Genomic DNA, 25,700 nt, shown 5'->3' with positions numbered 1-25,700 from the left:
CGATGCAAAAAAAAGAGCCGTTCCAAACCGCCGCTGGCCGAGACACGCGGGAGGCCATTGCCGTCGTCGGCATGGGCTGCCGGTTCCCCGGAGGGGTGAATAGCCCGGAGCAATTTTGGGAATTGCTCCGTAGCGGACAAGACGCCATCATCGAAGTTCCTCCGGAGCGCTGGAGCGTAGACGATTATTATGATCCGGACCGCGAGCGCAACGGTAAAATGGTGACCCGCTTCGGTGGCTTTATCGACGACATGGACCGGTTTGATCCGGAATTTTTCGGCATCTCGCCGAACGAGGCCGAACGGATGGACCCGCAGCAGCGCCAGCTGCTGGAGGTCACTTGGGAGGCGCTGGAAGACGGCGGACACGTACCCGCAAAGCTGCGGGGGACCGATGTCGGCGTGTTTATCGGTGCGTTCGCGCTGGACTACCACGCGCTGCAATTCGGCGACCCGTTCCAGCGCAGCGTCAGCACGTACACGGCGGCCAGCAGCATGGCCACGATGCTGTCGAACCGGATATCGTACATCTACGATTTTCGCGGCCCGTCGATGACAGTCGATACCGCCTGCTCAAGCTCGCTCGTCTCGCTGCATCTCGCCTGCGAGAGTTTGCGCAACGGGGAGAGCGCGATGGCGCTTGCAGGGGGCGTGGTGCTGACATTTGCGCCGCAATATACGGTGGTCGAGAGCGCGGGCGGCTTTTTGTCTCCTGAAGGGCGCTGCAAGACGTTCGATGCGTCCGCCAGCGGCTACGTTCGCGGGGAAGGCGTCGGAGTCGTTGCGCTCAAGCGTCTGGCCGATGCGATGGAGGCGGGCGACCAGATCCAAGCGGTCATTCTCGCCAGCAGCGTCAACCAGGACGGGCATACGGCCGGCATTACAGTGCCGAGCGGTGATGCGCAGGCACGGCTGATCCGCGATACGCTTCGCAAGGCCGGTGTGAACTCGACGGACGTCCGTTATGTCGAAGCGCATGGTACAGGGACGCCAGTTGGCGATCCGATCGAAGCGTGGGCAATCGGGGAGGTGTACAGCGAAGGACGGCCGGTGAGTGAGCCGCTTCTTGTCGGCTCGTGCAAGACGAACATCGGCCACACCGAGTCGGCGGCTGGTATCGCCGGGTTCATTAAAGCGGTGCTCTGTCTCCGGCATCGGCAAATTCCGCCGCACTTGCATTTACAGCAACCGAATCCGGCGATTGCGTTTGACCGCTGGAGGCTGAAGGTGCCAACAGCCGTGGGGCCATGGCCCGAGCACGAAGGTCCGGCCATCGCCGCTGTTAATTCGTTCGGCTTTGGCGGTGCCAACGCGCATGCCATTGTGCGGGAGCCTTTGCCGCATGAGCAGGCGCTGGCGGGTGGAGCTGGCGAGGGCATGCGGGCGGCGGTCTTGTTCGGCGCCGAGGCAGCGGGAGCGCAGCCCGGGCTGGCACCTTCGGAAGCGGGCGCAGAAGCTGCGGGCATGGATAACGTACGGGAGCGTGTGTATGTGCTGCCACTGTCGGCCCGCAAAGCCGAAGCGCTTGCACAGACGCTGTCCGCGTACCGGCGACACTTGACGGAAAGCAGTCATTTGAAGCCGCTCGCGCTGGAGGATTTGTGTTGGAGCGCAGGCGTACGGCGCGAGCACCACAGCCACCGGAAGGCGCTCGTGTTCCGCACCCGCGAGGAACTGGCCGCGCAGTTGGACGGCTCGGATTCGGCAGGCAATGCGGCGCAGCCAAAGAACGTCTTCTCCGGCAGAAAGCTGGCCAGAGAGAAGCCCAAGCTGGTATGGACTTTCTCTGGCATGGGGCCACAATGGTACGGGATGGGCAGGCAGCTGCTGCGGCATGAGCAGGTCTTCCGTGAAACGATGGAGCGCGGCGATGCGTTGTTCACCCCGATTGCCGGGTGGTCTATGCTGGCGGAGCTTCGCAAGGACGAAGCCGAGAGCCGCATGAACGAAACGGCGATCTCGATGCCGATCAGCTTCCTGCTGCAAGTGTCGCTCGCCGCGCTGTGGCGCTCCTGGGGCATGGTGCCGGACTTGATTGTCGGCCATAGTGCAGGCGAAGTGGCCGCTTTTCACGAGGCGGGCGTCTACACGCTGGAGGACGCGCTGCGCGTCGTCTACCACCGCAGCCGGCTGCTGGACCGGATGAGCGGCACCGGGGGAATGGCGTTCATCGCCGTGTCCGAGAAGGAAGCCGCGGAACTGCTGGCCGACCTGGAGGATAAGGTCTGCATCGGTGCGGTCAACAGTCCGACCTCTGTCACGCTGTCGGGCGATGTGGAGGCTTTGGCCGAAGCTGTGCAGCGGGCAGAGGAGAAGGGATTGTTCACCCGCAAGCTTCGCGTGCAAACGTCGTTTCATAGCCCGTATATGGAGCCGATCAGGGAAGAATTGATAGAGAGCTTAAGGCATGTTCCGTCCCGGCCGGTATCCGTTCCGCTGTATTCTTCCGTAACCGCGGGCGAGATTCGCGGCGAGGAGATCGACGGCGCTTATTGGTGGCGCAACGTGCGGGAAACGGTAGCTTATGCGTCCGCCATCGCTCAGCTCATCTCGCAAGGATATACTAATTACTTGGAAATCGGCGCGCATCCCGTGCTGTCGGGACCGCTGGCGGAATGCTTGAGCGATAAGCCGGGTCTGGTGGTTGCTTCCATCCGCCGCAAGGAGGATGAGCCGGAAGCGATGATGCGCGGGCTGGCCGAGCTGTATGCCGCAGGCTTTGAACCGGACTGGCAGGCGATCTATCGCCAAGGGCGATGGATGACGCTTCCAGCCTATTCGTGGCAAAAAAAGCGCTATTGGCACGAACCGGAATTTGTCCGGCATATCCGCCAAGGTCACAAGGATCATCCGCTGCTCGGCAGGCCGCTGCCGGGAGCTGTCCAAGCGTGGGAAAGTGAAATCACGCTGCACCGCCTCCCATATTTGCGCGATCACCGCGTGCTGGACCAGGTGTTGTATCCGGCGGCGGCGTATATCGAGGGGGCGATGGCAACGCTGACGCAGGCGTTGTCGCTGGGCGAAGGCAGCTGCGTGCTGGAGCAGTTAGAGTTTCATCGTGGCTTGACGCTGCCCGCGAGCCAGCCGTCGGCGGTCATGCAGCATGTGCTGGACACGGAAAACGGCACGTTCCGCATCTTCTCTGCGCAGGACGATCAGCGCTCGGCGTTCGTGCTGAACGCTTCTGGCCGGGTAAGGCAGCTTCAGCTCCATGCGGAGGGAGTGGCCAGCGATATTACGGCTGCCCGCCAAAGGAAGCCGCTGGTTATCGACAAAGCGATGGCTTACCGCATTTTAAAACATTCCGGATTCGACTACGGTCCTGTATTCCAAGGCATCCAGCGGGTTCATCTGGGGGTGGACGAAGCTTGGGTTGAAATCGAGTTGCCCTTGGAGGAAGCGGCTACGCGGGAGTACATCTTCCATCCGAGCTTGATGGATGCGTGCTTCCAAGCGCTGCTCGCCGCCGAATTTCCAGCTGAAGGTGAGCAGCCCAGAGATTTCGGGCATGAGTTCCGCATTCCCGTGCGAATCGGGAGCATTCGCTTTTACGCCAGGCCGGATGGGCGTCTATGGGCGCACAGCCAGATGGTCGAGCGCAATGAGGTGCTCACCCGCGGCAATCTGCGCGTTTATAACGAGCGGGGCATGCTGGTCGCCGAGTTTCTCGACTTTGTGAAGCAGTCCGTCGATGCGGCGACAAGCCGGATGAACGGATTACAGGCGCGACGCTGGCTGAACCGGCTGGAGTGGCAGGCAGCCGAGCTTCCAGCCTCCGCTCCGGGTACAGCCGTCGCCTTGGACCGCCGGCCTACCGGCACGTGGCTGCTATTGGCCGATGCCAAGAGCATCGCTGAAGAAGCGGCGGCGCTTCTGCGCAAAGCGGGCAGCCGCTGCTTGCTGGCCGTCGCCGGGGACGAGTACGCCTTCGGCGACGAAGCTCTGGCCAGCCGGATCGACCCGGCCAACCCGGGCCATTACGACCGGCTGCTGGCTGATGCTGAGCAGGTGGCAGGAGGGAAGCTGTCCGGTGTCGCACATGTCTGGAACGCCGACTTACCTGCGCCTGAGGAGCTGGTCGGCCGGCCGCTCGGCAACCAATGGGCGCGGATCAAGAGCCTCGGCACGCACTCGCTCCTGTACTTGGCACAGAGCCTTGCACGTACCGACGCCGACACCGGCGTATGGATCGTCACGCAGGGGGCGCAGAGCGTGCCCGAGGCGGAACGGCCGCTTGCGGTGTTCCAGGCGGGAGCTTGGGGGCTGGGCCGGTATATCGGCCAGCAGGAGCTGCGCCAGTATGGCAAAGGGCTGATCGATGTGGACCCGCTCGCTTCGGCCGCAGAGGCGGCACAATGCCTTGTAAACGAAATGATGGCCGGCGACGCGGAAAATCAAATCGCTTACCGCGACAATCGGCGCTATGCGCTGCGGCTGAAGCGAGACAGCGAGACACCGTCTTCGCTGCCCTTGCAATGCAGGGCTGACGGAGCCTATCTCGTGACGGGAGCGTTCGGTGCGATAGGTCAGGAGGTAGCGCGGCTGCTGGTGTACAAAGGCGCTAGACACCTGCTTCTGCTCAGCCGGAACCCCTTGCCCGAGCGGTCGATGCGGGACCTGCAGACTGCAGGCAGCCGGGAAGGGGAGCGGATCGCTTTTGTCCGGGAGCTGGAAGCGGCGGGCGCGCATGTTTCGGTCGTTGGCGTAGATATGACCGACGAAGCGGCGATGACCGGCTGTATTCAGCAATACGAAGCGAGCGTCTCGCTGCCCATACGCGGCGTCGTACATTGCGCGGGAGCGGTGAAGGACGTGCTGCTGATGCAGATGGACGACCGGATATTCGACGAAGCATACGATCCGAAAGCGAAGGGCGCATGGTTACTGCATCAGGCGATGCTCAGGCAGCCGCTTGAGTTTTTCGTCCTGTTCTCCTCACTCGGCTCGCTGCTTCCCGCGGCGGGACAGGGGAACTACGCGGCAGGCAACGCGTGCCTGGATGCGCTCGCCGCATATCGCCGCTCCCTCGGCTTGCCAGCGCTAAGCATCAATTGGGGGCCATGGTCCGTCGGCATGGTTAAGAAGCTGCAACTGACCGATATTTTCGAGACGAATGGTATCGACATCATTACCCCGGCCGTCGGTATGCGATTGTTTGAGCATTTGATCGGGCAAAACATGACCCAAATCGTAGCACTTTCCGCGGGCTGGCGCGCCTTCCGCAAGCTGTACGACGACATACCGCTGCTTGAGCTGCTGGAGGAGGATGAGCCCGGCTACGCTGGCACATCGGCTTCGGGCGAGCTTGCGATGGAGACGATCAAGACGCTTGCCCTGCCTGAGCGAGAGCTTGCCGTGCAACGGCACGTAGAAGCGATCATTGCCGATTTACTGCACTTCACCGCTGATACCGTGGATACGACCAAAGCATTGCCGGAGATCGGCCTCGATTCCATGATGGCAATCCGGCTGCGGGCGCGGCTGCTGAACGAGCTTGGCGTCGCGCCGATGATCGGCGAGCTGCTGAGCGGCAACAGCATTTTGGCGCTATCCGATAAAATGGTTCGCCTATTCGACGAGCAGCACAAGCTGTCACGGGAATATTGCTCCGCAGGGTGACGACTTCTTCGCTTACGGTATGGGCTGGGTGATAAATTACATTGTTATAGAAGTTGCCTGTTTGTCCGATGTCCATAGAGTAACAGACCATGCGGATTGAAGCCTGGGCGCATGGTAATACGGACAGCATTGAATCGTTTTCTGGAATCTCGACGAGGGACACAGCGCCAAAGCAGGAAGTCGCGCCGGATCAAGTAATCTTGATATAGATTGCATTACGAGGTTACTGCACAAAATGAAAATTTTGTGCAGTATTTTTTTAGGTTAATGAATCGAGGGATTGGTGTAAACTCTATATACCTTGAATTCAATATGCAATATTCTACACCGTCAATTCTGAAAAAAATTCCCACATTTAATAGGAGGGATGATTGGCACCGCAAACAATCGCCCATACAATTCGATTATATTAATTGAGAAATGATAGAATCGAGGTGGCCTGAAGCCTATTATACAAAGGAATTGCGCAATCCTGCATCGCCCGCTTATAAAAGGATGTATATGATAATGATCTTCCTTAACCGCTTTTGCATACCTGACGAATGGGAATTTTACCTTGTCGGGTTAGTCGACCACTACTTCTATTTCTTCGCACCCCTCTACTGCTTTCTCGTGAATCAAGAGGCACTCTTGCTAACAACATGCAGGGGTGTTTTTTGCTGTATATTCCCAGAACGTTAAGTGCAAAACAGAAAATAATAAAAATGTTTCCACAAAAAACACCCCTATCCTGCGCAAAGAACAACAAGAAAGCGCTGTCATTTGTAGATATACTGAGCATGCACATTACGAAAATAATAACTTGGGAGGGATTAGAATGTATCGATTAATGAAGTGGATGACAGAGTGTTTTGCCCTGTGACTGGTAACCTTCACCAAAGACGTATGGGTTGATTCAATTTAAGTAGCGATCATGTACGCTGCCGATAATTTATATCGGTTCCTTAAGTACTCTTGTATGGATCTGAATAATTTCATTTCGGGCATGTTAAGCACTTTTCTTTTTAACACTATTATAATGGGGGAGATCAAAAATGATATTTAATAATAAGATAAAGAGTTTTTCTATATTGTTGATCGGATTACTGATTTTTAGCGGATGTTCAATTAATGAAGATAAGCCATCCATTAGTCAAATGAATACAGAGGCAAACCAGGAAGCCGACGATATTTATATCTACCTTGTACGTCACGGAAAAACATTCTTTAATACCACCGGACAAGTGCAAGGGTGGTCGGATACCCCATTAACAGACAAGGGCATACAAGGAGCAAAAGAGGTAGCGGAGGGTTTAAAAGATATCTCATTCGTAACTGCATACTCAAGTGATCTGGGGAGAGCTCGCTCAACTGCCCACTATATTTTGGAAAAAGGGGATCGGGGAGGTCTGATGGCCAAAGAACTTACGGGTATTCGTGAGTGGTTCTATGGAGGATATGAAGGAAAGACAAATGCAGAGATGTGGATCCCCATATTTGAATCGCAAGGCCTGACTTTTGATGAGGATTGGTCACAATACGGTACATTGGTTCAAAAGCTGAGCGATGAAGAGATCAGCAATACGATTGCAGCCAATGACCCAACGAAGACTGCCGAAAATTACAGCCAAATCACGGAAAGGACGAAACAGGCGATCCAACAAATCGTGGATGAGACAAAGAAAGCAGGCGGCGGAAATGCACTGGCTGTTTCTCATGGAGGTGAGATTGCCACAATTTTGGAAGCATTTGTACCAGGACAGTACAAAGGTGAAGATATCGGCAATTGCACGGTGACGATTCTTAAGGTATCTGATGGCAAGTACTCCTTGGTTAGTGCTGGAGACAAGAGCTTTCTTGAAAAAGGTGCTGCAGCATTACGAAAGTAAATTCCGCGATAGCTAAATAAAAGACATGAAGGCAGCCGGCAAGAAAGATCGGCTGCCTTCGCTAATTGGCTAACGGTACGAAATGTTTCTTATGTGCAATCGACCTATCGGACAAGCAGAAACCATTCTGCATACCAATCTGAAACGCAGCACATCAAGGTTTTGACCATTTCAGACAAGCTTGCTACAATAAGTACGGTACGAACAATTAATCATGGGGTGGTCTAGTCTTGCATAATAATACCGAACGTCTGGATCTATGGCTGTCTGTATCCCAAATCCATTCCAGCGTCAACGATAAGTTGGAACAAGCGCTGCTGAGGCAATATGATATATCATTAAAGGAATTTTACGTCCTTAAATTCGTATCCAGCTCCCCGTGCAAAGAACTGCGATTGCAGCAGCTCCAAGAGAAGGTGGGGTTAAGTCAAAGCGCAACGTCGCGTCTTGTGGATCGTATGGAAGCGCCCAGCGTCGGAGCGCTGGAACGGCACACCTGCACGATGGATCGACGAGGCATCTATACTAAGATTACAGAATTAGGGGAACATAAATATGAGCAAGCCCTTGCAACCGTCAGTCAGGTGCTGAATGAGGAGCTTCAAGGTGATGGAACCTTGAAAGAACTGGAAAATCTGATTCAAAAGCTTTTAAAATGAGTGCAACTTGACAGAACACTTTTATTTCGGTAATTTATATGCATGCGCATGCTTCTAAAAATAGCAATCATGGAGGGTAATCATGACTAATACACAAACGGTGCAATCTTTGTTTCGTCCTTTTTCGCTCGGTAACCTATCCTTGTCTAACCGGACGGTTATGGCGCCGATGACGCGTCAAAAATCGCCAAACGGCGTTCCCGGTCCCGATGTGGCGGCTTATTACCGTCGCAGAGCAGAAAACGGAGTTGGACTAATCGTAACGGAGGGCACGGTCATTAAACATGCCGATTCCAGTAATCAGAAAGACGTCCCGCACATTTACGGCGAAGAAGCCTTGAACGGCTGGGCTAAAGTTGTATCCGAAGTTCACGAAGCGGGAGGCAAGATCGTCCCACAAATCTGGCATATGGGCGCTCGCGGCAATGTGAATGAGTACAAGGAAGAAGAAGTTGCACATATTGTGCAGGAATTCGCCAAAGCAGCTGCAGAAGCCAAACGTCTCGGTTTTGACGGCATTGAGCTGCACGGCGCTCATGGTTATTTAATCGATCAATTTTTCTGGGAGAAAACGAATCAAAGAACGGATCGTTACGGAGGCGATTTCATCGCACGCACGACCTTTGCCGCAGAAGTGGTGAAAGCTTGCCGTGAAGCTGTTGGTCCCGACTTCACAATTATCTTGCGCATCTCGCAATGGAAAGGTATTGACTATTCAGCGAAGCTCGTATCTTCAGCGGAGGAGTTGAAGCAATTTCTCGAGCCGTTGGTGAAAGCGGGTGTGGATATCTTCCATTGCTCGACTCGTCGATTCTGGGAGCCGGAATTCGAAGGCTCTGAGCTGAACTTCGCGGGCTGGGTGAAGCAATTGACCGGCAAGCCGACTATTACAGTGGGTTCCGTCGGCTTGGAAGGTGACGTGTCGACTTTCTTCACGACTGGAAGCGGCTCGGGCAATGCAAGCCTGGATGGCTTGATTCCTAAACTGGAGAATCAGGAGTTCGATCTGGTCGCCATCGGCCGGGCGCTGATTGCGGACCCGGCTTGGGTGCGCAAGATTCAAGAAGGCAAGATAGAGGAGCTTATTCCTTTTAAGCCTCAATCCGTTCAGACATTGTATTGATTTCTTGTATCGCGTCCTATGAGCAAAAGGAAGCACCTCTCAGAAGCATATGCTTTTGAGAGGTGCTTTTTTTTGGCTATGTTAAATCCTAGGCGGCTTATTGAGCTATCGTACCCGTTAGTTGAGTCCTATTAATTTGGTTTTGCATTGATAGCCGTAAAAGTTCATGCATCACGAAGTCCCACCGAGTTAAGGCAGCTTGCTGCCGGCCGCGATGCGGTTAGTCGGTGCGGATGTGTCCCGGCATTAACTTCCTCGTTCCTTATTTCGGGACCGAGGATAAACGCCACTTATTTATTACCGAGTTGTTCCGCCAAACCGATTAGAAGTCCATCTTTTCCACGAATGTAACAGAGTCGGTAGGAGTCCTCGTACTGTACCACTTCGCCAACGAGCTGAGCGCCATGCTTAGTGATGAGTCTGGATACCATTTCGTCAATGCCTTCAACGGTGAACATGACGCGAAGATAACCGAGGGCATTTACAGGAGCAGTTCGGTGATCTGATATAGTAGGCGGGGTGAGAAATCGCGAAAGCTCAAGTCGGCTGTGGCCATCCGGGGTAATCATCATAGCAATCTCTACACACTGTGAACCCAGCCCGGTTACGCGACCAGCCCATTCACCTTCGACAGTAGCTCGCCCTTCGAGCGTCAAGCCAATCTCCTCGAAGAAAGAGATTGTGTCATCAAGGGATTCTACAACGATGCCAACATTGTCCATTCTTAATAATTTGTTATTTGCCATAGTTTTATCTCCTTATGGACACAAAATGTAGTACCTGATCATCTTCATAGTTATTCTATCAAGGATTATCAGTTCCTTCCAAACGGCATTAAAGCTTCTGTTTCCACTGTATTTGCTGTCATTTTATTGTTAAGCTTTGCTACAACGATCTTTGCAGATGTTTTATCGCCTGTCACTAATCTTCATTTCACAGGGGCATCACGCAATGAACGTACACTTGAATGGAACTATCCTCCGAATGCCGTTCACCGTGATCAAGTTGTCGTGAGAAGCATTCAAAAAACCCAAGAAGGGGAGTTTATCATCAAAGACGTAACGCTATCGTTCGGGACAAACTATTATATTGATTCAGATTATGTTAGCGGGGTACATATCATTTATGTTATTTTCATGAAAAATTCGAATGGCAGCAATATGTCCAGTGCCTCCAGCATAACCTATGTTCCCTAGTGCGTTCTAATAGATAGGAAGCTGCTCGACAGTACAATGTAGTGAAGCGATTGACGGCGGCATCAATTGCAAAGTGTAGCAATAGAGATCAAGCGATAGAACCTTCTATCGCTTGATTTTTTTAGTTAATCTTGTCTCAACTATCTACCCGTTTGCACCAAGCGCCAGCAATCGTTTTAGACTGTCATCAATAAATTGATTATCGGCACTGTTGATTCCGCGACCGGCTAGATGACCCCAGATTGACTTGATCGGATTAAAAACAGCATTAGGGATAAGCTTAGCCTCGTATTCGTTATCGTCCGCTGTGCAGAAGAGATCCGTGCTTCCTGGCATGATGCAGGCATGCGCTTTAATACTTTTGAGCGCTTTATCAAAATCTCCATTATAGGCGGGGTTAGCGCTTATATCTGAAAATTGGCCTGTCCATAACATGGCCAGCACATTATGCGGATCCAGCTTCATGAAGGTATCCTCCCAGACACCGACTATAAAATCCTCCAATGTGTCGAAGCCCAGCTCACGATACAGTTCATTTCTGTAAAAAGCTTGCGACAGCCCCCACCCGGCATAAACACGCCCAACGGCACGCATATCTGACGAAGTCAATCCGTTTAGATTACTGGAAGCGTAGCGGGCTGCAGCCATGAGCGGAGCTTTCATTCCTTCTAGAACCACATACGTTTGCGGCCATGTCTTCGCAACTCCGGCGAAAGGTGCGATTCGTTCTACCATATCGGGATAACTTGCTCCCCATTGGAAGGATTGAATACCTCCCATAGACCACCCTACTACGAGAGCGATCTTTTGAATGCCGAATTTCTCTGTGACCAGCCGATGCTGAAATTTAACGTTGTCATAGATGGTTACCTGCGGAAAATTTGTCCGGTCGAATGGGGGAGGCGTATTGGTGGGAGATGAAGATAATCCATTGCCCAACAGATTTGGCACGATAATAAAATATTTCTGCGGATCTAGTGCCATGCCGTTTCCAATCAACCATTCATTTTGAACATGCTGATCGCCAAAAGCAGTAGGATAGATGATGACGTTATCCTTCCGTGCATTCAGCCTTCCATAAGTCTTATAAGCTAGAAAAGCGCCAGGCAACGTTACTCCTGATTGCAAGGCTACGTCACCTAAATCAAAAATTTCATAGTCCATCGTGTTGTCTCTCCCTTCAAAATGAAACCATAGAATGTATGGCTTGTTGTTAGTATAGATTCGTGATACCCTCAATAAAAGTGAACAGAATTCAAAGTAGTATTCAAAAATATTGAAAGCATACGGGGGTCGTAGGATGGAATTGCGCCAACTGAATACATTCCGCACGGTTGCATTCACATTAAATTTCAGCCGTGCCGCGGAAGTGCTGAACTACGTTCCTTCCAACGTCACCATGCAAATAAAAGCATTGGAGGAAGAGCTTGGCGTTCGACTCTTTGACCGCTTGGGCAAGCAGCTTGTTCTCACATCTGCGGGTAAACGCTTTTTAATTAAAATCCAAAGCGTTCTTGAAAAATTGGACGAAGCCCGCAGCGTCGTTCATGACAATAAACATCTGAGCGGTACGCTAACGATAAGCGCCAACGAGGTTCTTTGCGCCTATCGGCTTCCAGTTGTCTTTCGCCTGTTTCGCTCGCGCCATCCGGGAGTGCGTCTCATCTTCCGCTCTGTTCCTAATCAGCAGCTCAAACAGACACTTTTTGACGGAACCGCGGATGTCGTCTTTATGTTGGACGAGACCATTCGATCAACAGGGTTAACCTTAGAACCGTTGGTGGAAGAAACCTTCCGCTTTTTTGCCGCTCCAGATCATCCGCTCGTGAAACGAACCTCACTGAAGCTGGAAGATTTTCATGGAGAAGTGTTCTTGACTAATGAAAAAGGTTGTACGTATCGAACCATGTTTGACCGGGGATTTGAGCAAGAGGGCATTGATAGCATTACGTATTTAGAGTTTCAAAATGCCGAAGCCATTAAACAATGTGCAATCGCAGGGATTGGCATTGCCTTTCTTCCTGAAATAACGACGAAGGCCGAAGTTGAACGGGGCGAACTTGTTGCACTTCCCTGGCAAATACCGGACCTGCACGTATATACACAGATGTTATGGCATAAAGACAAGTGGCTTTCACCAATCATAGAATCATTTATAGAAGCAGCAAGGGAAGTTATCGCTATTGAGGCGGAGGGACGACAAGAGACAAATTGCTTTGTTTTGGAGTAAGACGCCTGAAGCAAATCCGCAGAAGAAGGAAATTACAAGGAGGATGAGGAATAAATATACAACTTACGGTATCAGGGGGTTGTATAATGGCGTTTCCGACACATATTGTATCGGCAGGCGGAATTGTAGAAGATGGGAAGGGAAACATCCTGTTAGTCAAAGCCCATGATGATGGCTGGGTGTATCCAGGCGGGATAACGGAAGTGGGAGAAAACCTGATTGATGGCGTAATTCGTGAAATCAAAGAGGAAAGTGGAATAGACGCTACTGTCAGCCATTTAGTTAGTGTTATATCGAATACAGCGATCCATAAGTGGTATGACGGTGTGACGGATGTTCCTACGAAGGTCATGTTTGATTTCGTTTGCATTGCAGCGGGTGGAGAGTTGGCTACTTCTGATGAAACGAGCGAGTGCAAGTGGGTTCCAAAGGAAAATGTATTGGATTTCATTACTTTACCCGGAATACGCATGCGGTATGAAGCTTACTTGAACTTTAACGGCTCCGTGAATTATATCGAGTACGTTACTGCTTCGGATGCTGGATTTAAGGTCATGCATCAAAGACAAGTTTAGCTGCGCAATGGCAGCAGTTTATGCGGTATCTAAGAGAGGCTGTCCTGCAAAGGATGGCCTTTCATAATTAGGTCTTATTTATGATTGCATGTCCATTAGTTTGCGGCATCATTGGAATTTCAGATGTTGGAGCCAGGTCGTAAATGTTCCGTCTCTGCTGACTTTTACGAAAATGGTCTATTCCGAATGTTAATTCCGATTGTTTGGGTGCTTCCATACGCATACTATGACGAGTAATGACTCAATGCCAACAGCGAAAGGAATGGGCTGCCCATGAAGGAAGAACAGATTATGACGGCACTCGGAGAGGTTATCGATCCTGAAATCGGCATAAATATCGTTGATCTTGGACTTGTGTACGGAATTGAAGAGAAAGGCAACGGGAAAGTCGTCATAGAGATGACGCTTACCATTCCCGAATGTCCTTTGGTTGATCAAATCGTAGCAGATGTCAAGAAAGCGGCAGAATCGGTCGAAGGAATAGAAAAAGCCGAAGTGCAGCTTGTGTTTGAACCCAAATGGACGCCTGCTTTAATAAGCGATGAAGCCAGAGAACAAATTCGTGCACGTCAAATGAGCGCCACTTAGTGGAACATGTATGACAGGACATGGTATACGTATTCAGAAGAAGCCGCGATAATCGCGGTTTTTTTATTTTCGTGATTGATGTTGCCTATACAACAAAAGCCCAGATAGTCCATACCAGCATGAAGAAGTAGACGCAGACTTTATAGCCGGAATGAGTAAAGGAATGCAAGAATTCAAGATAAGAATGAACACGATAGAGGGGAAAGCAAAGTCTGCGGCGAAGCAGGCTTTTTTTTTCCTGTCCTTTACAAATAGGTCGATGAGACCGACTTAAATGCAGCGAAGGTGCGCCAATCGTTTCGCTAGGTCGATTAGATCGACTTAATTGGGCTAAAAGTGTTCCGAGATAACGATAAATCGATCTGACCGGCTTAAATGCAGCGAAGGTGCTCCAATCATTACGTTAAGTCGGTTAGATCGACTTAATTGAGCTGAAAGCGTTTCAGGCCGAGCTTATGTGTGGGTAGCCGATTTTTATTTCTGTACAGTAGAGACATCTCGTTTAACTTCTAGTAGAATGCTCTCTATGGACTGTATGCAAGCATCGACGCTTCCTGCATGATTTAACAGATTGAAAGGATGGAATAACCGCATCATGGAATTAAAGCAACCAGATAAAAGCCTCCCGGGAGAGGCGAAAGGAAGTTTCCCGATCTCATTGTTCTCGCTTACCGTCGGCGCTTTCGCCATCGGTATGACCGAATTTGTTATAATGGGCATTCTGCCTAACGTAGCGAGCGATCTGGGCGTAAGCATACCTGCGGCGGGCCAGCTAATCACGATGTACGCACTAGGTGTGGCGGTCGGCGCCCCAATCCTTACATTGCTGACTCACCGAATTCCGCAGAAAAAGCTGTTGATCGTGCTTATGCTGCTCTTCATCGCGGGGAACGGCTTAGCCGTAATCGCACCGAATTACGCCTTTCTAATGGGTGCGAGAGTACTGACCGCACTCACGCACGGTACCTTTTTCGGCGTGGGGGCGGTCATCGCGGCAGGCCTGGTACGGCCCGACAAGAAAGCAGGCGCCGTGTCCGTTATGATGGCTGGTTTGACCATTTCGAATATTTTAGGCGTGCCGCTAGGCACTTACATCGGGCAAAATATGGGCTGGCGTGCGTCCTTCGGGGCTATTGCCCTGATGGGAGTTATCGCGTTGATCGGCATCATTCTATTAATCCCGCGTTTGCAGCAGCCAAAGGCGACCGGTATTCTTCAGCAGGTGGCGGCTCTGGTCAATCCGAAGCTGATGGTATTCCTGCTCATCTGTGCGCTGGGCAACGCGGGGCTGTTCGCTGTCTTCACTTACATCACGCCGTTGCTCGTCGATATTACAGGATTTGCTGAGCACAGTGTCACCTGGATACTGGTATTGTTCGGCGTTGGCGTGACCGTCGGCAACATCGTCGGCGGCAAACTGGCGGACTGGAAGCTCATGCCTTCGCTTCTGGGAACCTATGCCGTCGTCGTTGTGGCTTTAACGGCGTTGACCTTTACGATCCAAAACGAGATTGCCGCTATTGTGACGATCTTCCTCTGGGGCGCAGGCGCCTTCGCGGTTATGCCGGGTTTGCAGGTGCGCATTATGAGCATCGCCAAGGACGCCCCGGCATTAGCCTCCACATCCAGCCATTCTGCGGGCAATCTCGGCAATGCGGTGGGCGCTTTCGTCGGCGGGTGGGTTATTACTCATATGTCGCTGGCTTCGCTTCCGTGGGTTGGAGCCATACTGGTGGGCTTGGCTCTGGCCATCGGAGCGGGCAGCATGCTGGCGGATAAGCGGGCGGCAGTGAATTCGCAAAACAAGTAAACGCGAATAGAGCGAGGGTAGAAGCCTCTGCTTGGTCAAGGATGACCGGGCGGGGGCTTTTGGCTATGTTAGCATTTTCCAGTGTCGTTTTACAAAACATCCAATCTCCGTCCGCTCGTTATCCGGTATGATAGAACTAGACAAAAAAACAAAACGAATAGGCGGCGCAATCCTATGAATACGACCATAATGGATGTCGGAATGAAGCTGATAGGGCAAACGATCGATCTCGTACTGCTGGAGCCGGAGCATAAAGAAGAGCTGGCTGCTGTGCTGCATGACGATGCAATATGGGAGTTTACATGGCGGAAAATCACGACGCTGGAACAAGCGTTAGCCCTGGTCGATGAAGCGCTGCGGGAGCGGGGGGAAGGCTCTCAGCTTCCTTTTGCCGTAATCGAAAAAAGCACGGGTCGCATCGTTGGCACAACGAGAATCGCAGGGATCAGCCTGGGACATCGCCATGCAGAGATCGGTTACTCCTGGCTATCGCCCCGCGTATGGAGAACCTCCGTCAACACCGAATGCAAGAGGCTTTTGCTCGACTACAGCTTCGAACACCTGCGCACGCTTCGCGTCCAATTTTCGATTAGTCATTACAACGTCAGATCTCAGCGTGCCGTCGAACGGCTTGGAGCCGTACAAGAAGGAGTCCTTCGGCAGGCAAGAATCAAACCCGACGGAACCATACACGACGTCGTGCTGTACAGCATTCTGGCTAGTGAGTGGAAGGATGTTAAGCAACGTCTCGACGGCTACTTAAGTCTTATAAGCACAAGCATCACCAAATAGAGCGTAAATGCAAAAAAAGGACTAGAACCTCTGGTTAAGCAGAGGTTCTTTGGCTTGCGATACCAGTTCACCTCGAGAGCACAGGGCGTTAACCCCTGCGTTAATTGCAAGAAGGTTCCTTTTTTACTGCTGCAAGTCCAGTTTAGATCTGTTTAATTTCTTCCATTAACAATAATGCTGCCTGACCTAGATAGTTTTTATCTTTATAAGCAATGCCTATCGTAACTAGAGGGTTCAAATCAGCTAGTGGTCGTATAACCAAGGAACCCTCCTGTTCCAGACCGCTGTATATCGGAACAATCCCCATGCCTAGCTCTGCCTTCACCATTTGTTGAATGACGAAGAAACTTCCAACCTCCATACAAGCGAACCCGTTTTGTCCCGCCTCAGAAATTGCCGTTTCCCAAAGCTCTCGATAGGTACAGGTTGGTTCTTTGACTAGAATGGTTTGCCCAACCAGGTCGCTCGCCGTGATGCTGTTTCGTTCGGCTAATGGGTGATTCCTATTTAACATAACCCCTAATCTTTCCTCGATCAGCGGCTCAAACTCCAGCATGTGTTTCGAAGGTGGAGCCGAGCAAATACCGAAATCCAATTCGCCAGCACGAATCCTCTCCGCAATTGATCTGCTGCCGCCTACTTCCATGGATAACTCCACTTTCGGTCGAGCTTTGCAGAAGCGGGCTATAACGGTCGCTAACTGCTGGCTTGCGAAGGGCTCGATAGAAGCAAATCGCACCGAGCCGCTGCCTCCCTCAGCAATATCCGAGACGGTCTGCCTCATAGCTCCGATCGACTTCAGTAAAGTCGAGGCCTCCTGATAGAGCCATCGGCCGGCTTCAGTCACGATCACGCGTTTTCCGTCGCGTACGAATAAGGAAACACCCAGATCAGCTTCGAGGCGCTGAATTTGAAGGGTTACCGTAGAGGGTGCATATTGGAGTTCCTCGGCGGCTTTCAGAAAATGTCCATAACGCACGCAAGTCTCGAAGGTCTTTAAAGCTCGAAGATCCATTGTCATCACCTTTGTTTAATTAATTTGAACCATTCATTCATATTATTCAATTTTACAAAACATTACCGTGATTTTACAATAGGGACAACGGTATTTTGTTGGATAGATACCACAGAAGGGGGATTTACAATGACAAAATTGGTTATTACTCACGGCAATTCAGCGGTTTCGCACTGTGCCTTTACGTTCGATGACGGTCCGATGCGGATATCGATTGACGCCTGGCTGGATGCCTTGGAGCAGGGTGGCGCGCGCGGGACGTTCTTTTTAACAGGCGAGTGGTTCGATCGGTACCCCGCGAAAGCAAGAGAAATGCTAGCCAGGGGCCATGAGCTCACCACACATACCTACCATCATCGCAGAATGGCAGATGTGAGCAAAGCCGTTTTCTTCGAAGAGCTGAAGCTGGCTGAGCTTGCTTATCAGGAAGCAACGGGAAGGCCAGCCCCAACCTTTATGCGTTTTCCTTACGCCTCTTATGGGGAGGAGAATTTGGATTGGCTCCGGGAGTGGAATTATTTGCTCATCGAAGGGGAGGATACCGTCGACTGGTCGGGACCGCCAAGCTCGCAGCTTGTGGAGCGGGTCATACCTCATCTGGTCAAAGGTTCGATTTTAATCTTTCATGCCAACGAAATCGCCAAGGAAACGCCGCAAGCTGTTAAATCGCTTGTTCAACATACGCTGGCCCAAGGTCTTGCCATAGTTCCCGTATCCGAGCTGCTTCAAGCTGATGGCATCAGGTCAGGCGAACGCCGCTGGCAAGTCCGATTCAAACCGACTTTCCAAGACTCTATTCATCTTGAGCAGTGGAAGCGTGTAGCCGGGGATGAGGAATGGCGGAAGCTGGCTGCCGATTCACTTGTTTGGGGGAGCCCGAAAGCCCCGATCGGGCCTGGCGCCTATAGCAAATGGCTGCAAATGTTATCCACGCAGGGCCAGTCGGATGGCGAAACGCGTGTGGTCGCCCGCAGCTTTGCCGACCAGCACTGGGCCTACGCGTGTGCCTCGGTCCGTGGCGACGCGCTGGTGCTGGAGGACTTCGCTACGAAGGAACCCCATGCGGATGCCTTGGTCTATATGCTGCAATGGGCAGCGCATGAGGCATCCATCTCCGGTTGCGAGTGGGTTACCAGCACACAGGATATGCGCCGTATACACAAGCTGTGCGAACAGTTGGGCTTCGAAGCGGAGATTGTCTTGCAAGAAGGATAACGGCTCAATCGCAGACTTATATCCAGTACAACATACGAAGAAAAGGATAGGATACAGGTTCATCAGAGAGGGAAGATGGGGGATATGGGTACGAAATCCGCATTGAATTGGATTACGCTATGGGCATCGTTATTGTTTGTCGTCATACTTGGATTTTCCCGGCTCTCCTACGGTATGTTCTTGCCTGGGATACAGAGGGAGATAGGGGGGAGCTACGGACAGCTCGGTATACTCGGCACTGTTAACTTTATGGGTTATTTGGCCGGAACATTATGTCTGTCTCCCTTGATCACTCGTTTTCCAAACCGCAAACATGCCTTAAATCGGATGACGTGCTTGTTGCTCGGATTGACGTTGATCGGTTCGGCATTTAGTGATCATTTCACTGCGCTTGGGCTTTGGCGGTTCGTAATCGGGTTGTTATCGGCTTTCGCAACCGTGTTAGTCCTGTCCATTGCCATGGATGCTGTTCGACCAGACGAACGAGGAGTGGCATCGGGGCTTATATGGCTAGGCGGATCTGCCGGTATACTAATAACGGGTTTATTCGCCCCCTTAACTATAGATCCTTTACACTTGCAGGGGTGGCGGTATGCTTGGGTAGCCATGGGCGTATTCGGGGTCATTGCCGCGCTTGGTTTCGAGTTCGTCACCAGAAAAAGGGGAGCCGAGCCACTACCCTCGCAGACCGAATCGAGCTCACGGGTCAAAGAAAATGTTCAAGTGTATCATCTCCTGTTGAACCCGAAGAAGCTCTTGTTTCTTATCGCTTCTTATTTCTTCTTCGGCTGGGGATACATCATCTATTTTACCTATTTGATTCCCTATCTCGTGAGCAAAGGCATACCGTCCCTCTATGCCGGGTTGATATGGTCCGGAATCGGGTTTGCGGGTTTGTTCAATGGATGGATCGGAGGCAAAGCCATTGACCGATGGCCGAGCGGGTATACGCTGGCTTCGGGGTTAACCTTGGGGACGATCGGTGTGATAGGGGTAATCACCAATCATATGTTATTCACGGTGCTCGGAGCCGCCATGATTGGGCTGGTTTCCTTTATTACCCCGCCGCTGATGACAACTGCGCTCCTTCGTCGTCATGTCCCTCACCACGCATATGCGGCAAGTCTTAGCATAGCCACAGCTTTTTTTGCCTCTGGACAGATTATCGGTCCCATCGTTGGGGGCGTGGTGGTCGAGCGGCATGGTTTGCAATTCGGCGTGGCATCCAGCGCCATCTTCATGGCGATTGCCGCTGCGCTGGCTGGTTTCTATGGACAACAGCAACGAAAGCTTAAGATCCGTGAATTGCCTATCAGCGTGTGATTAGATATAGGAAACAAGCGATGTCACACCGTGATATCGCTTGTTTTCGTATAATCCGAAAACAGCTGGCCCATATTAATAAAAATCAGTTAGGCAAAAAAAGGATGATTTTGAATTGGCACCCATCGAGCAACGAGACAGCGCTGCCAGCAGCGATACGCTGAGTGCAGATTTGGATGTGAATTTCAAGCATTTCCAGGCTGTTTTTAACAAATGCGGGGATATCCAGTACCGGTACTTTGAATTGAATACAGCGCAGCAAGGTGCGTTTATCTTTTTAAGCGGACTGGGTGATATCAGTGTTGTTGATATGAACGTGTTGAAATATGCCATTGAATCAAGCCTGACAGGAGAATCAGAGGGGCTAACTGACGATCATAAAGTTGCCATCCAGTCAAAGCTCAGCTTCACGTCACAAACGAGCTGGAGCGATGATTTTCAGGCATCCGTTGAAAGGATTTTATCGGGAGAGCTTGCCGTGCTTCTGGATGGTTCCAATCAAGTCTTATTCCTGAACGTGAAAGAGCTGGAGACAAGATCCATTGAAGAGCCGGCTACGGAAGCTGTAATCCGCGGCCCGAGGGATGGCTTTCAAGAAAACATAAGCACCAATATCAGTCTGATTCGCAGAAGGCTAAAAACAGCGCAGTTAAAGACGGAAATATGTACGGCAGGCAAGTTATCCGGCACAGACATTGCCATTACCTATCTGGAGGGCATTGCAAAAGAAAGTTTAATTACAGAAGTAAAGGAGAGAGTCGGCCGGATTCAAATTGACGCCATATTGGAAAGCGGCTATGTGGAGGAACTGATTGAGGATAATTCCGTATCGCCATTCCCTCAAGTGCTGGTGACGGAACGTCCGGATAAAGTAGTCGGAAATCTGCTGGAAGGCAAGGTCGCCATCATCGTGGACAACACGCCGTTCGTCATAGTTGTCCCGGGTACTTTTTTTCAACTGCTGCAAACCCCTGAAGATTATTATCAACGGTATTTTGTTGCTTCTGCTATTCGTATTTTGCGTTTTATCGCCGTTGTTTCTTCTCTGCTTCTGCCGTCTCTCTACATTGCGCTAACTACCTATCATCATGAAATGATACCGACGATGCTGCTAATCAGTATTGCTTCTTCCCGGGAAACGGTGCCATTTCCCGCCTTTGTGGAGGCTTTGCTGATGGAGGTTGCTTTTGAGGGATTGCGGGAGGCCGGTGTCCGTCTTCCGCGTCCGGTAGGACAAGGGGTAAGCATTGTGGGAGCCTTGGTTATTGGTCAGGCGGCCGTAGCAGCTGGTATTGTATCTTCACCACTATTGATCATCGTATCAATGACCGGCATCGCTTCCTTTTTGTTCCCAAGCTTTCAATTGGGACTTGCCTTCCGGCTGCTTCGTTTTCCCATGATGATTGCAGCTGCAACATTTGGCCTATATGGTATCTTAATGCTGGTACTGCTGCTGCTGCTTCATATGCTTAATCTCCAGTCATTTGGTGTTCCCTATATGTCACCCTTGTCGCCTTTGCGTGCAGGGCAACTCAAAGATGTCTTATTCCGGGCCAACTGGGTGAAGATGACGAAGTCTTCCCAATCAGGCGGAGAGAGTCAACAAACTAATTTCCTGTCTTCTTTTCTTCACCGGAGACCGACTCAAAAATAAATGGTTCTATGCGAGGTCGTGATGAGAAAACCGATCCTTCTGTTGCTCACACTGCTCATCCTTAGTTTGCAGACCGGCTGCTGGAGCAGGATAGAATTAAACGATGTCGCCATCGTCACAGCGTCAGCCATCGACCTTGCCCAAGATGGAAAGTACAAATTAAGTGTGCAGATTCTAAAAATGAAAATGACCAAGGGAATGAGTGAGAAGGGCGGTTCTAGTGAAAATGCTACCCTGATTCTCTCTGCCAAAGGGGATACGATCATGGATGCGCTTAACGTGATTCAGAAAAAGATCCCTCGTCAGCTTATTTTCTCTCATAATCGGGTCATAATCGTGGGTGAAAAACTGGCCAGAGCAGGGATTGCACCCGCTATTGATTTCTTCTCCAGGCATCGGGAGGCCCGGGGGAACAGCTATTTGCTGACGACACGGGGAGAAGCCATCGAGTTATTGGAAGCTCCTGCGAACTTTGAAATATTTACAGCGGAGGAGATGAGGGAGGAAGAGAAAGCAAGCATGCTGGATAGCGCCAGCATTAGAGATTTTATTTACCGCTTGTTTGAAAAAGGAATAGAGCCTACCAGCTCCCAGATGCAGGTCGTACCATTGAGTGATCAGAGCAGCAAGCCGACAAAAGAAGACGAGCAAGGGCTGGGACTGGTCGGTGTCGGAATTTATCGCAAGGACAAATTACTCGGGTGGATGAACCGGTCTGAAGCCGAATGTTTATTATGGCTAAGAAACAGGATGAAAAACACCGTTCTGACGGTTGCTATACCCGGGAAAGATAAATCGACAGGCAGAGTAAGCGTTCAGCTTATTAGCGCGAAAACCAAATTCAAATCGAACATTTCGGGGGAGAAGATTCAATTTGATGTAGCGGTTAAAATGACTGGTGAATTATTCGAAAACTCAACTAAACTAAGCATGAAAGAAATGAACAATTTGAACCTCATGCAACATGCGCTGGAAAAAGAGATTGAAGACCGTGTAACCCTGACAGTGAAAAAGCTGCAGGAGCAGTATAAATCAGATGTCATTGGTTTTGGAAATATTTTGCACCGGCAGCATAAGAACGACTGGAACAAAAGATTTGTAGCCAGATGGGAAGAAGAATTCCCGAATATTGAGGTCAACACGAAAGCTACATTTAAGCTTATCGGGACTGGACGTGCGAATGAATCCGTTGTAGATGAAGAAGAGCTGGAAAAATAGAACCATAAATTCGCATAAGGAATAGGAATATTACGGTATGGACACTATTTCTAGGCATCAATTGCTGGCGATTTCCATTATCTATCAGATCGGGACAACCATCATATTTGGATTCGCCTCTGGGGCAGGAAGAGATTCCTGGCTGGCTGTATTAATTTCCACCGTTTTGGGAGCAGTCGTCATCATGGTTTATGTCAGTGTAACTCAATTAAACCCGGGCCTGACCTATATTGAATGTTACCCGAAACAATTCGGCAAATGGCTGGGAACGCCTATCGCTTGGCTCCATCCGTTATTGTTTTTGTATATCGCAGGGAGGATCGTTGCAGACATCAACAATTTGGTGCCTTCGACGATTTTGCCCGGTACGCCCTCATGGGCCATTCTGGCGATTTTTATCATGGTCATTGGATACGCGCTATTCCTGGGTTTAAAGGTGATGGGAAGACTGGCCGAAATTATCCTTCCGCTTCTGGGTCTCATCTATATCGTTGAAGTGGTATTAATTATGAGTACCGGAGTGATCGACCTCGATAACTTATTCCCATTGCTGGACAAAGGATGGGACAGGGTGTGGAAGGTGGTCTGGCCGCTGGGGATCATTCAATCCTATGGGGAGTCGCTTGCTTTGGCGATGGTCTGGACATCAGTCAAGCCCAAGGGGCGGGTGGGTCGAACGATGCTTCTGTCGACTCTTCTGGCAGGAACCTTTATCGCTTATACGGATGCCATGGCGGTTTCTGTATTTGGAGAAGAGATCTTTAAACGGGCGACTTACCCCATGTATGCATTAATCCAAACCATTAACGTTGCGGATTTCATTACGCAGCTCGATGCGACAGGTGTTCTGTACTTTTGCTTCATGGCATTCTTGAAGACTTATATCTATTTGTTTGCTACGATCCGGAGTATTCAAAAGCTAACCTACGCGCAGAGTAACCGCAGTTTTATTATACCTGTCTGCTTCATTGCGTTTGTACTCGGCCTAACCATGGCACCGAATGTGATCGTACATATTACCGTGGTAGAGAAGATCGTCCCATACAGCCCCCTATATTTATCCTTAATGATATTCATCCCCATGTTATTGATGACGGTATCCTGGATGCGAAGAAAACAAGCCTGACGGATAAGCGTGGAGGTGATAGGATGGCAAGCTTTATGGCGTTTTGGAAATCCGATATGATGCTGAAATATCCTTGGGCGCAACCGGTGGTTTTTGCCGCAGCTGCAATCGTGTTGTCGTTCTTTACCTGGTTCAGAAAGCCGCGGCAGGAGCGTTCGGAGGATTCGAAATCCGATTCCGAGGAGTAATAGGATAGGAATGCTATAATTTTCTTGCTTTAATTACAAATGTGACAGGAAGCATCTTTGCTTTTTGGGCAAAATCGTTGTTTTCGCCCCGCGCTTGCATCATTTCTTCATCAGATTCCTCAATCATTTGCTCCATAACAAAACCCGCTTTAGCCAAGGCATTCACATAGGTGGATAGTTTGCGGTCCGATAAGGTTAGCGCACCCTCAGCAAGAGATACCGAATACCACGATTCATCGAAATAACTTTTTTTGAAAGCAAGGCTATTATTTTCTGCAGCCACACATTTATGTATAGGGTGAGACCAACTGAAAATAAATACACCGTCTTTTTTGAGGTAAGATGCGATCCGGTCAAAAGTACCCTCAAGATCAGTAGTCCAGCCTATGGCATAAATCGAATAAACGTAGTCAAAATAGTGGACGGGCAGGCCGCATTCTTCTTCCATAGGAGAACAGATCAATTGCGCCGCAAGACCGCATGACTTTAGATGTTGCGTTGCCTTTTCGATTTGTTTTTCTGATAGATCCATACCCCATAGTTCAGATGCTTGGCGTTCTCCGTGATAGTGCAAGGATTGCCCGTTTCCACAGCCGATCTCCAGCATCTTTTTCCCTGAGACATCGCCAAACAGCTGGCATTTTTCTTCTGAGACAAACGCTCCATAATAAGGAAGCACAATTGCTCCTAAAAAGTCATTTCCTTGTGTATCCCAATAAAGACTGTTTGCTGTATGCACAGCATTTTTGTCCATGTCGATCGAGACGGCGGAGCCAACCTCGCCAGCGCCTATAATGTTTGTTTGATGTACAGTATTCTTGTCCATGTCGATACCCTCCTCAAGTGACTTGCGGGTAATCTCAACAACACATATGGATGACGAACATATGTGCGATTCTACACTAATGTAACACTTTATCATGAACAAATCCAACATACATGAGGCATTACCGTTGGAGCAATTGAGATGTGGTTAGCGCTTTTGGACATCGGCTTAGTGGTGATGATGTCCGCCCGCTGCCTGATTCGACTGTGACAGACTGCCTTGCGCTTCTTGCTCCTCCAATGCCGCCAGATGAAGCACTGCTTCCGAGCCGATGGCAAACCTCTTGGCTGGCATCACTTCTAATGAGTCAGATGCAATAAAGCATCTTACAACATATATCCCTTGCTCCATTAAACGATAATCGACTGCATATACACCCTCGTCAATCTTGTTGCCATCGAGTGTCACTGCCTGCTCAGACTTGCCTTCAGGCCAGAACTGAAAGTGGATTTGATCTGCCGCCGCAGGTTGGCCGTCCTTCATCACCTGAACACTAAATGAGTTATTCTCATGCAGGACCAATTTCTCCGGAATGTGTAAGTCGACTTTCAGATGCGGCTGCAGCCCATTCTCATCAACAGAATCAACATTGGCGGTACATGCGCTTAACAGAAGCATAGCAGCAAGCAGTGTGGAAAAGCCTATATTTCGCCAGTTATTGCGATTCGACATTTTA

At 50.4% G+C, this 25,700-nt stretch carries 20 protein-coding genes; 15 read left to right on the top strand and 5 right to left on the bottom strand.

All coding sequences use genetic code 11. The features are described 5' to 3' along the window. Positions 1 to 2: 2 nt before the first annotated feature. The 4 genes from ACFVSO_RS25085 to ACFVSO_RS25070 all read left to right on the top strand — a co-directional run bounded on the left by ACFVSO_RS25085 (position 3) and on the right by ACFVSO_RS25070 (position 9,268). Complete coding sequence (locus ACFVSO_RS25085; protein WP_387479162.1) at positions 3 to 5,618, top strand: type I polyketide synthase; 5,616 nt, start codon at positions 3 to 5, stop codon at positions 5,616 to 5,618. A gap of 1,034 nt (positions 5,619 to 6,652) precedes the next feature. Beyond that, on the top strand, positions 6,653 to 7,486 hold the full coding sequence (locus tag ACFVSO_RS25080; RefSeq protein ID WP_387479159.1) for a histidine phosphatase family protein: 834 nt from the start codon (positions 6,653 to 6,655) through the stop codon (positions 7,484 to 7,486). A gap of 230 nt (positions 7,487 to 7,716) precedes the next feature. Beyond that, positions 7,717 to 8,145: a MarR family winged helix-turn-helix transcriptional regulator gene (locus tag ACFVSO_RS25075; RefSeq protein WP_387479156.1), complete on the top strand. Its 429-nt coding sequence runs from the start codon at positions 7,717 to 7,719 to the stop codon at positions 8,143 to 8,145. Positions 8,146 to 8,227: 82 nt separating this feature from the next. Beyond that, positions 8,228 to 9,268, top strand: a complete 1,041-nt coding sequence (locus ACFVSO_RS25070; protein ID WP_387479153.1) for an NADH:flavin oxidoreductase — start codon at positions 8,228 to 8,230, stop codon at positions 9,266 to 9,268. 290 nt (positions 9,269 to 9,558) lie between these two features. Here the strand turns inward: ACFVSO_RS25070 and ACFVSO_RS25065 are convergent, their stop codons facing one another. Then, a complete protein-coding gene (locus ACFVSO_RS25065; protein ID WP_387479150.1) occupies positions 9,559 to 10,014 on the bottom strand; it encodes a VOC family protein in 456 nt (151 codons plus the stop codon). Between the two features lie 594 nt (positions 10,015 to 10,608). After that, on the bottom strand, positions 10,609 to 11,628 hold the full coding sequence (locus ACFVSO_RS25060) for an alpha/beta fold hydrolase (RefSeq protein ID WP_387479147.1): 1,020 nt from the start codon (positions 11,626 to 11,628) through the stop codon (positions 10,609 to 10,611). Positions 11,629 to 11,764: 136 nt separating this feature from the next. On the opposite strand from ACFVSO_RS25060, the gene ACFVSO_RS25055 reads away from it, so the two are divergent. The 5 genes from ACFVSO_RS25055 to ACFVSO_RS25035 all read left to right on the top strand — a co-directional run bounded on the left by ACFVSO_RS25055 (position 11,765) and on the right by ACFVSO_RS25035 (position 16,459). Then, positions 11,765 to 12,694, top strand: coding sequence for a LysR family transcriptional regulator (locus ACFVSO_RS25055; RefSeq protein ID WP_387479144.1), 930 nt, complete (start codon positions 11,765 to 11,767; stop codon positions 12,692 to 12,694). 86 nt (positions 12,695 to 12,780) lie between these two features. Further along, a complete protein-coding gene (locus tag ACFVSO_RS25050; RefSeq protein ID WP_387479141.1) occupies positions 12,781 to 13,269 on the top strand; it encodes an NUDIX hydrolase in 489 nt (162 codons plus the stop codon). 273 nt (positions 13,270 to 13,542) lie between these two features. Next, positions 13,543 to 13,857 (top strand): metal-sulfur cluster assembly factor, encoded by a 315-nt coding sequence (locus ACFVSO_RS25045; RefSeq protein ID WP_387479138.1) that lies wholly within the window; start codon positions 13,543 to 13,545, stop codon positions 13,855 to 13,857. A 595-nt stretch (positions 13,858 to 14,452) separates the two neighbouring features. After that, a complete protein-coding gene (locus ACFVSO_RS25040; protein WP_387479135.1) occupies positions 14,453 to 15,667 on the top strand; it encodes an MFS transporter in 1,215 nt (404 codons plus the stop codon). A 174-nt stretch (positions 15,668 to 15,841) separates the two neighbouring features. Continuing rightward, positions 15,842 to 16,459 (top strand): GNAT family N-acetyltransferase, encoded by a 618-nt coding sequence (locus ACFVSO_RS25035; RefSeq protein WP_387479132.1) that lies wholly within the window; start codon positions 15,842 to 15,844, stop codon positions 16,457 to 16,459. 142 nt (positions 16,460 to 16,601) lie between these two features. Here the strand turns inward: ACFVSO_RS25035 and ACFVSO_RS25030 are convergent, their stop codons facing one another. Beyond that, on the bottom strand, positions 16,602 to 17,474 hold the full coding sequence (locus ACFVSO_RS25030) for a LysR family transcriptional regulator (RefSeq protein WP_387479129.1): 873 nt from the start codon (positions 17,472 to 17,474) through the stop codon (positions 16,602 to 16,604). Between the two features lie 129 nt (positions 17,475 to 17,603). Here ACFVSO_RS25030 and ACFVSO_RS25025 point away from each other — a divergent pair, with 129 nt between their 5' ends. The 6 genes from ACFVSO_RS25025 (at position 17,604) to ACFVSO_RS25000 (ending at position 24,198) form a co-directional block, all read left to right on the top strand. Beyond that, positions 17,604 to 18,689: a polysaccharide deacetylase family protein gene (locus ACFVSO_RS25025; RefSeq protein ID WP_387479126.1), complete on the top strand. Its 1,086-nt coding sequence runs from the start codon at positions 17,604 to 17,606 to the stop codon at positions 18,687 to 18,689. A gap of 84 nt (positions 18,690 to 18,773) precedes the next feature. After that, positions 18,774 to 20,012: a YbfB/YjiJ family MFS transporter gene (locus ACFVSO_RS25020; protein ID WP_387479123.1), complete on the top strand. Its 1,239-nt coding sequence runs from the start codon at positions 18,774 to 18,776 to the stop codon at positions 20,010 to 20,012. A 115-nt stretch (positions 20,013 to 20,127) separates the two neighbouring features. Further along, a complete protein-coding gene (locus ACFVSO_RS25015; RefSeq protein WP_387479120.1) occupies positions 20,128 to 21,666 on the top strand; it encodes a spore germination protein in 1,539 nt (512 codons plus the stop codon). Between the two features lie 21 nt (positions 21,667 to 21,687). Then, entirely contained in the window at positions 21,688 to 22,884 is a 1,197-nt protein-coding gene (locus tag ACFVSO_RS25010; RefSeq protein ID WP_387479117.1) for a Ger(x)C family spore germination protein, read from the top strand. 37 nt (positions 22,885 to 22,921) lie between these two features. Then, complete coding sequence (locus ACFVSO_RS25005; RefSeq protein WP_387479114.1) at positions 22,922 to 24,010, top strand: GerAB/ArcD/ProY family transporter; 1,089 nt, start codon at positions 22,922 to 22,924, stop codon at positions 24,008 to 24,010. A 23-nt stretch (positions 24,011 to 24,033) separates the two neighbouring features. Further along, positions 24,034 to 24,198: a hypothetical protein gene (locus ACFVSO_RS25000; protein ID WP_387479111.1), complete on the top strand. Its 165-nt coding sequence runs from the start codon at positions 24,034 to 24,036 to the stop codon at positions 24,196 to 24,198. A 13-nt stretch (positions 24,199 to 24,211) separates the two neighbouring features. On the opposite strand, the gene ACFVSO_RS24995 is transcribed toward ACFVSO_RS25000, so the two are convergent. Both ACFVSO_RS24995 and ACFVSO_RS24990 read right to left on the bottom strand, forming a co-directional pair. Further along, positions 24,212 to 25,024 carry a class I SAM-dependent methyltransferase gene (locus tag ACFVSO_RS24995; protein ID WP_387479108.1) on the bottom strand — a complete coding sequence of 271 codons (813 nt, stop codon included), beginning with the start codon at positions 25,022 to 25,024 and terminating at the stop codon, positions 24,212 to 24,214. A gap of 168 nt (positions 25,025 to 25,192) precedes the next feature. Continuing rightward, complete coding sequence (locus ACFVSO_RS24990) at positions 25,193 to 25,696, bottom strand: FixH family protein (protein WP_387479105.1); 504 nt, start codon at positions 25,694 to 25,696, stop codon at positions 25,193 to 25,195. Between the last annotated feature and the right edge of the window lie 4 nt (positions 25,697 to 25,700).

The organism is Paenibacillus sp. NPDC057967 (assembly GCF_042887015.1).
Classification (GTDB): domain Bacteria; phylum Bacillota; class Bacilli; order Paenibacillales; family Paenibacillaceae; genus Pristimantibacillus.
Note: the sequence above shows the minus strand (reverse complement) of the source record. Positions and strands in the feature narration are given on the sequence as shown.

Bases quoted from the DNA above. Each gene is read 5' to 3' on its own strand.
- ACFVSO_RS25035 (WP_387479132.1), top strand. From the start codon at position 15,842: ATGAATACGACCATAATGGATGTCGGAATGAAGCTGATAGGGCAAACG.
- ACFVSO_RS24990 (WP_387479105.1), bottom strand. From the start codon at position 25,696: ATGTCGAATCGCAATAACTGGCGAAATATAGGCTTTTCCACACTGCTT.
- ACFVSO_RS25020 (WP_387479123.1), top strand. From the start codon at position 18,774: ATGGGTACGAAATCCGCATTGAATTGGATTACGCTATGGGCATCGTTA.
- ACFVSO_RS25085 (WP_387479162.1), top strand. From the start codon at position 3: ATGCAAAAAAAAGAGCCGTTCCAAACCGCCGCTGGCCGAGACACGCGG.
- ACFVSO_RS25070 (WP_387479153.1), top strand. From the start codon at position 8,228: ATGACTAATACACAAACGGTGCAATCTTTGTTTCGTCCTTTTTCGCTC.
- ACFVSO_RS25050 (WP_387479141.1), top strand. From the start codon at position 12,781: ATGGCGTTTCCGACACATATTGTATCGGCAGGCGGAATTGTAGAAGAT.
- ACFVSO_RS25045 (WP_387479138.1), top strand. From the start codon at position 13,543: ATGAAGGAAGAACAGATTATGACGGCACTCGGAGAGGTTATCGATCCT.
- ACFVSO_RS25025 (WP_387479126.1), top strand. From the start codon at position 17,604: ATGACAAAATTGGTTATTACTCACGGCAATTCAGCGGTTTCGCACTGT.
- ACFVSO_RS25055 (WP_387479144.1), top strand. From the start codon at position 11,765: ATGGAATTGCGCCAACTGAATACATTCCGCACGGTTGCATTCACATTA.
- ACFVSO_RS25000 (WP_387479111.1), top strand. From the start codon at position 24,034: ATGGCAAGCTTTATGGCGTTTTGGAAATCCGATATGATGCTGAAATAT.
- ACFVSO_RS25005 (WP_387479114.1), top strand. From the start codon at position 22,922: ATGGACACTATTTCTAGGCATCAATTGCTGGCGATTTCCATTATCTAT.
- ACFVSO_RS25040 (WP_387479135.1), top strand. From the start codon at position 14,453: ATGGAATTAAAGCAACCAGATAAAAGCCTCCCGGGAGAGGCGAAAGGA.
- ACFVSO_RS25010 (WP_387479117.1), top strand. From the start codon at position 21,688: ATGAGAAAACCGATCCTTCTGTTGCTCACACTGCTCATCCTTAGTTTG.
- ACFVSO_RS24995 (WP_387479108.1), bottom strand. From the start codon at position 25,024: ATGGACAAGAATACTGTACATCAAACAAACATTATAGGCGCTGGCGAG.
- ACFVSO_RS25060 (WP_387479147.1), bottom strand. From the start codon at position 11,628: ATGGACTATGAAATTTTTGATTTAGGTGACGTAGCCTTGCAATCAGGA.
- ACFVSO_RS25065 (WP_387479150.1), bottom strand. From the start codon at position 10,014: ATGGCAAATAACAAATTATTAAGAATGGACAATGTTGGCATCGTTGTA.
- ACFVSO_RS25080 (WP_387479159.1), top strand. From the start codon at position 6,653: ATGATATTTAATAATAAGATAAAGAGTTTTTCTATATTGTTGATCGGA.
- ACFVSO_RS25030 (WP_387479129.1), bottom strand. From the start codon at position 17,474: ATGGATCTTCGAGCTTTAAAGACCTTCGAGACTTGCGTGCGTTATGGA.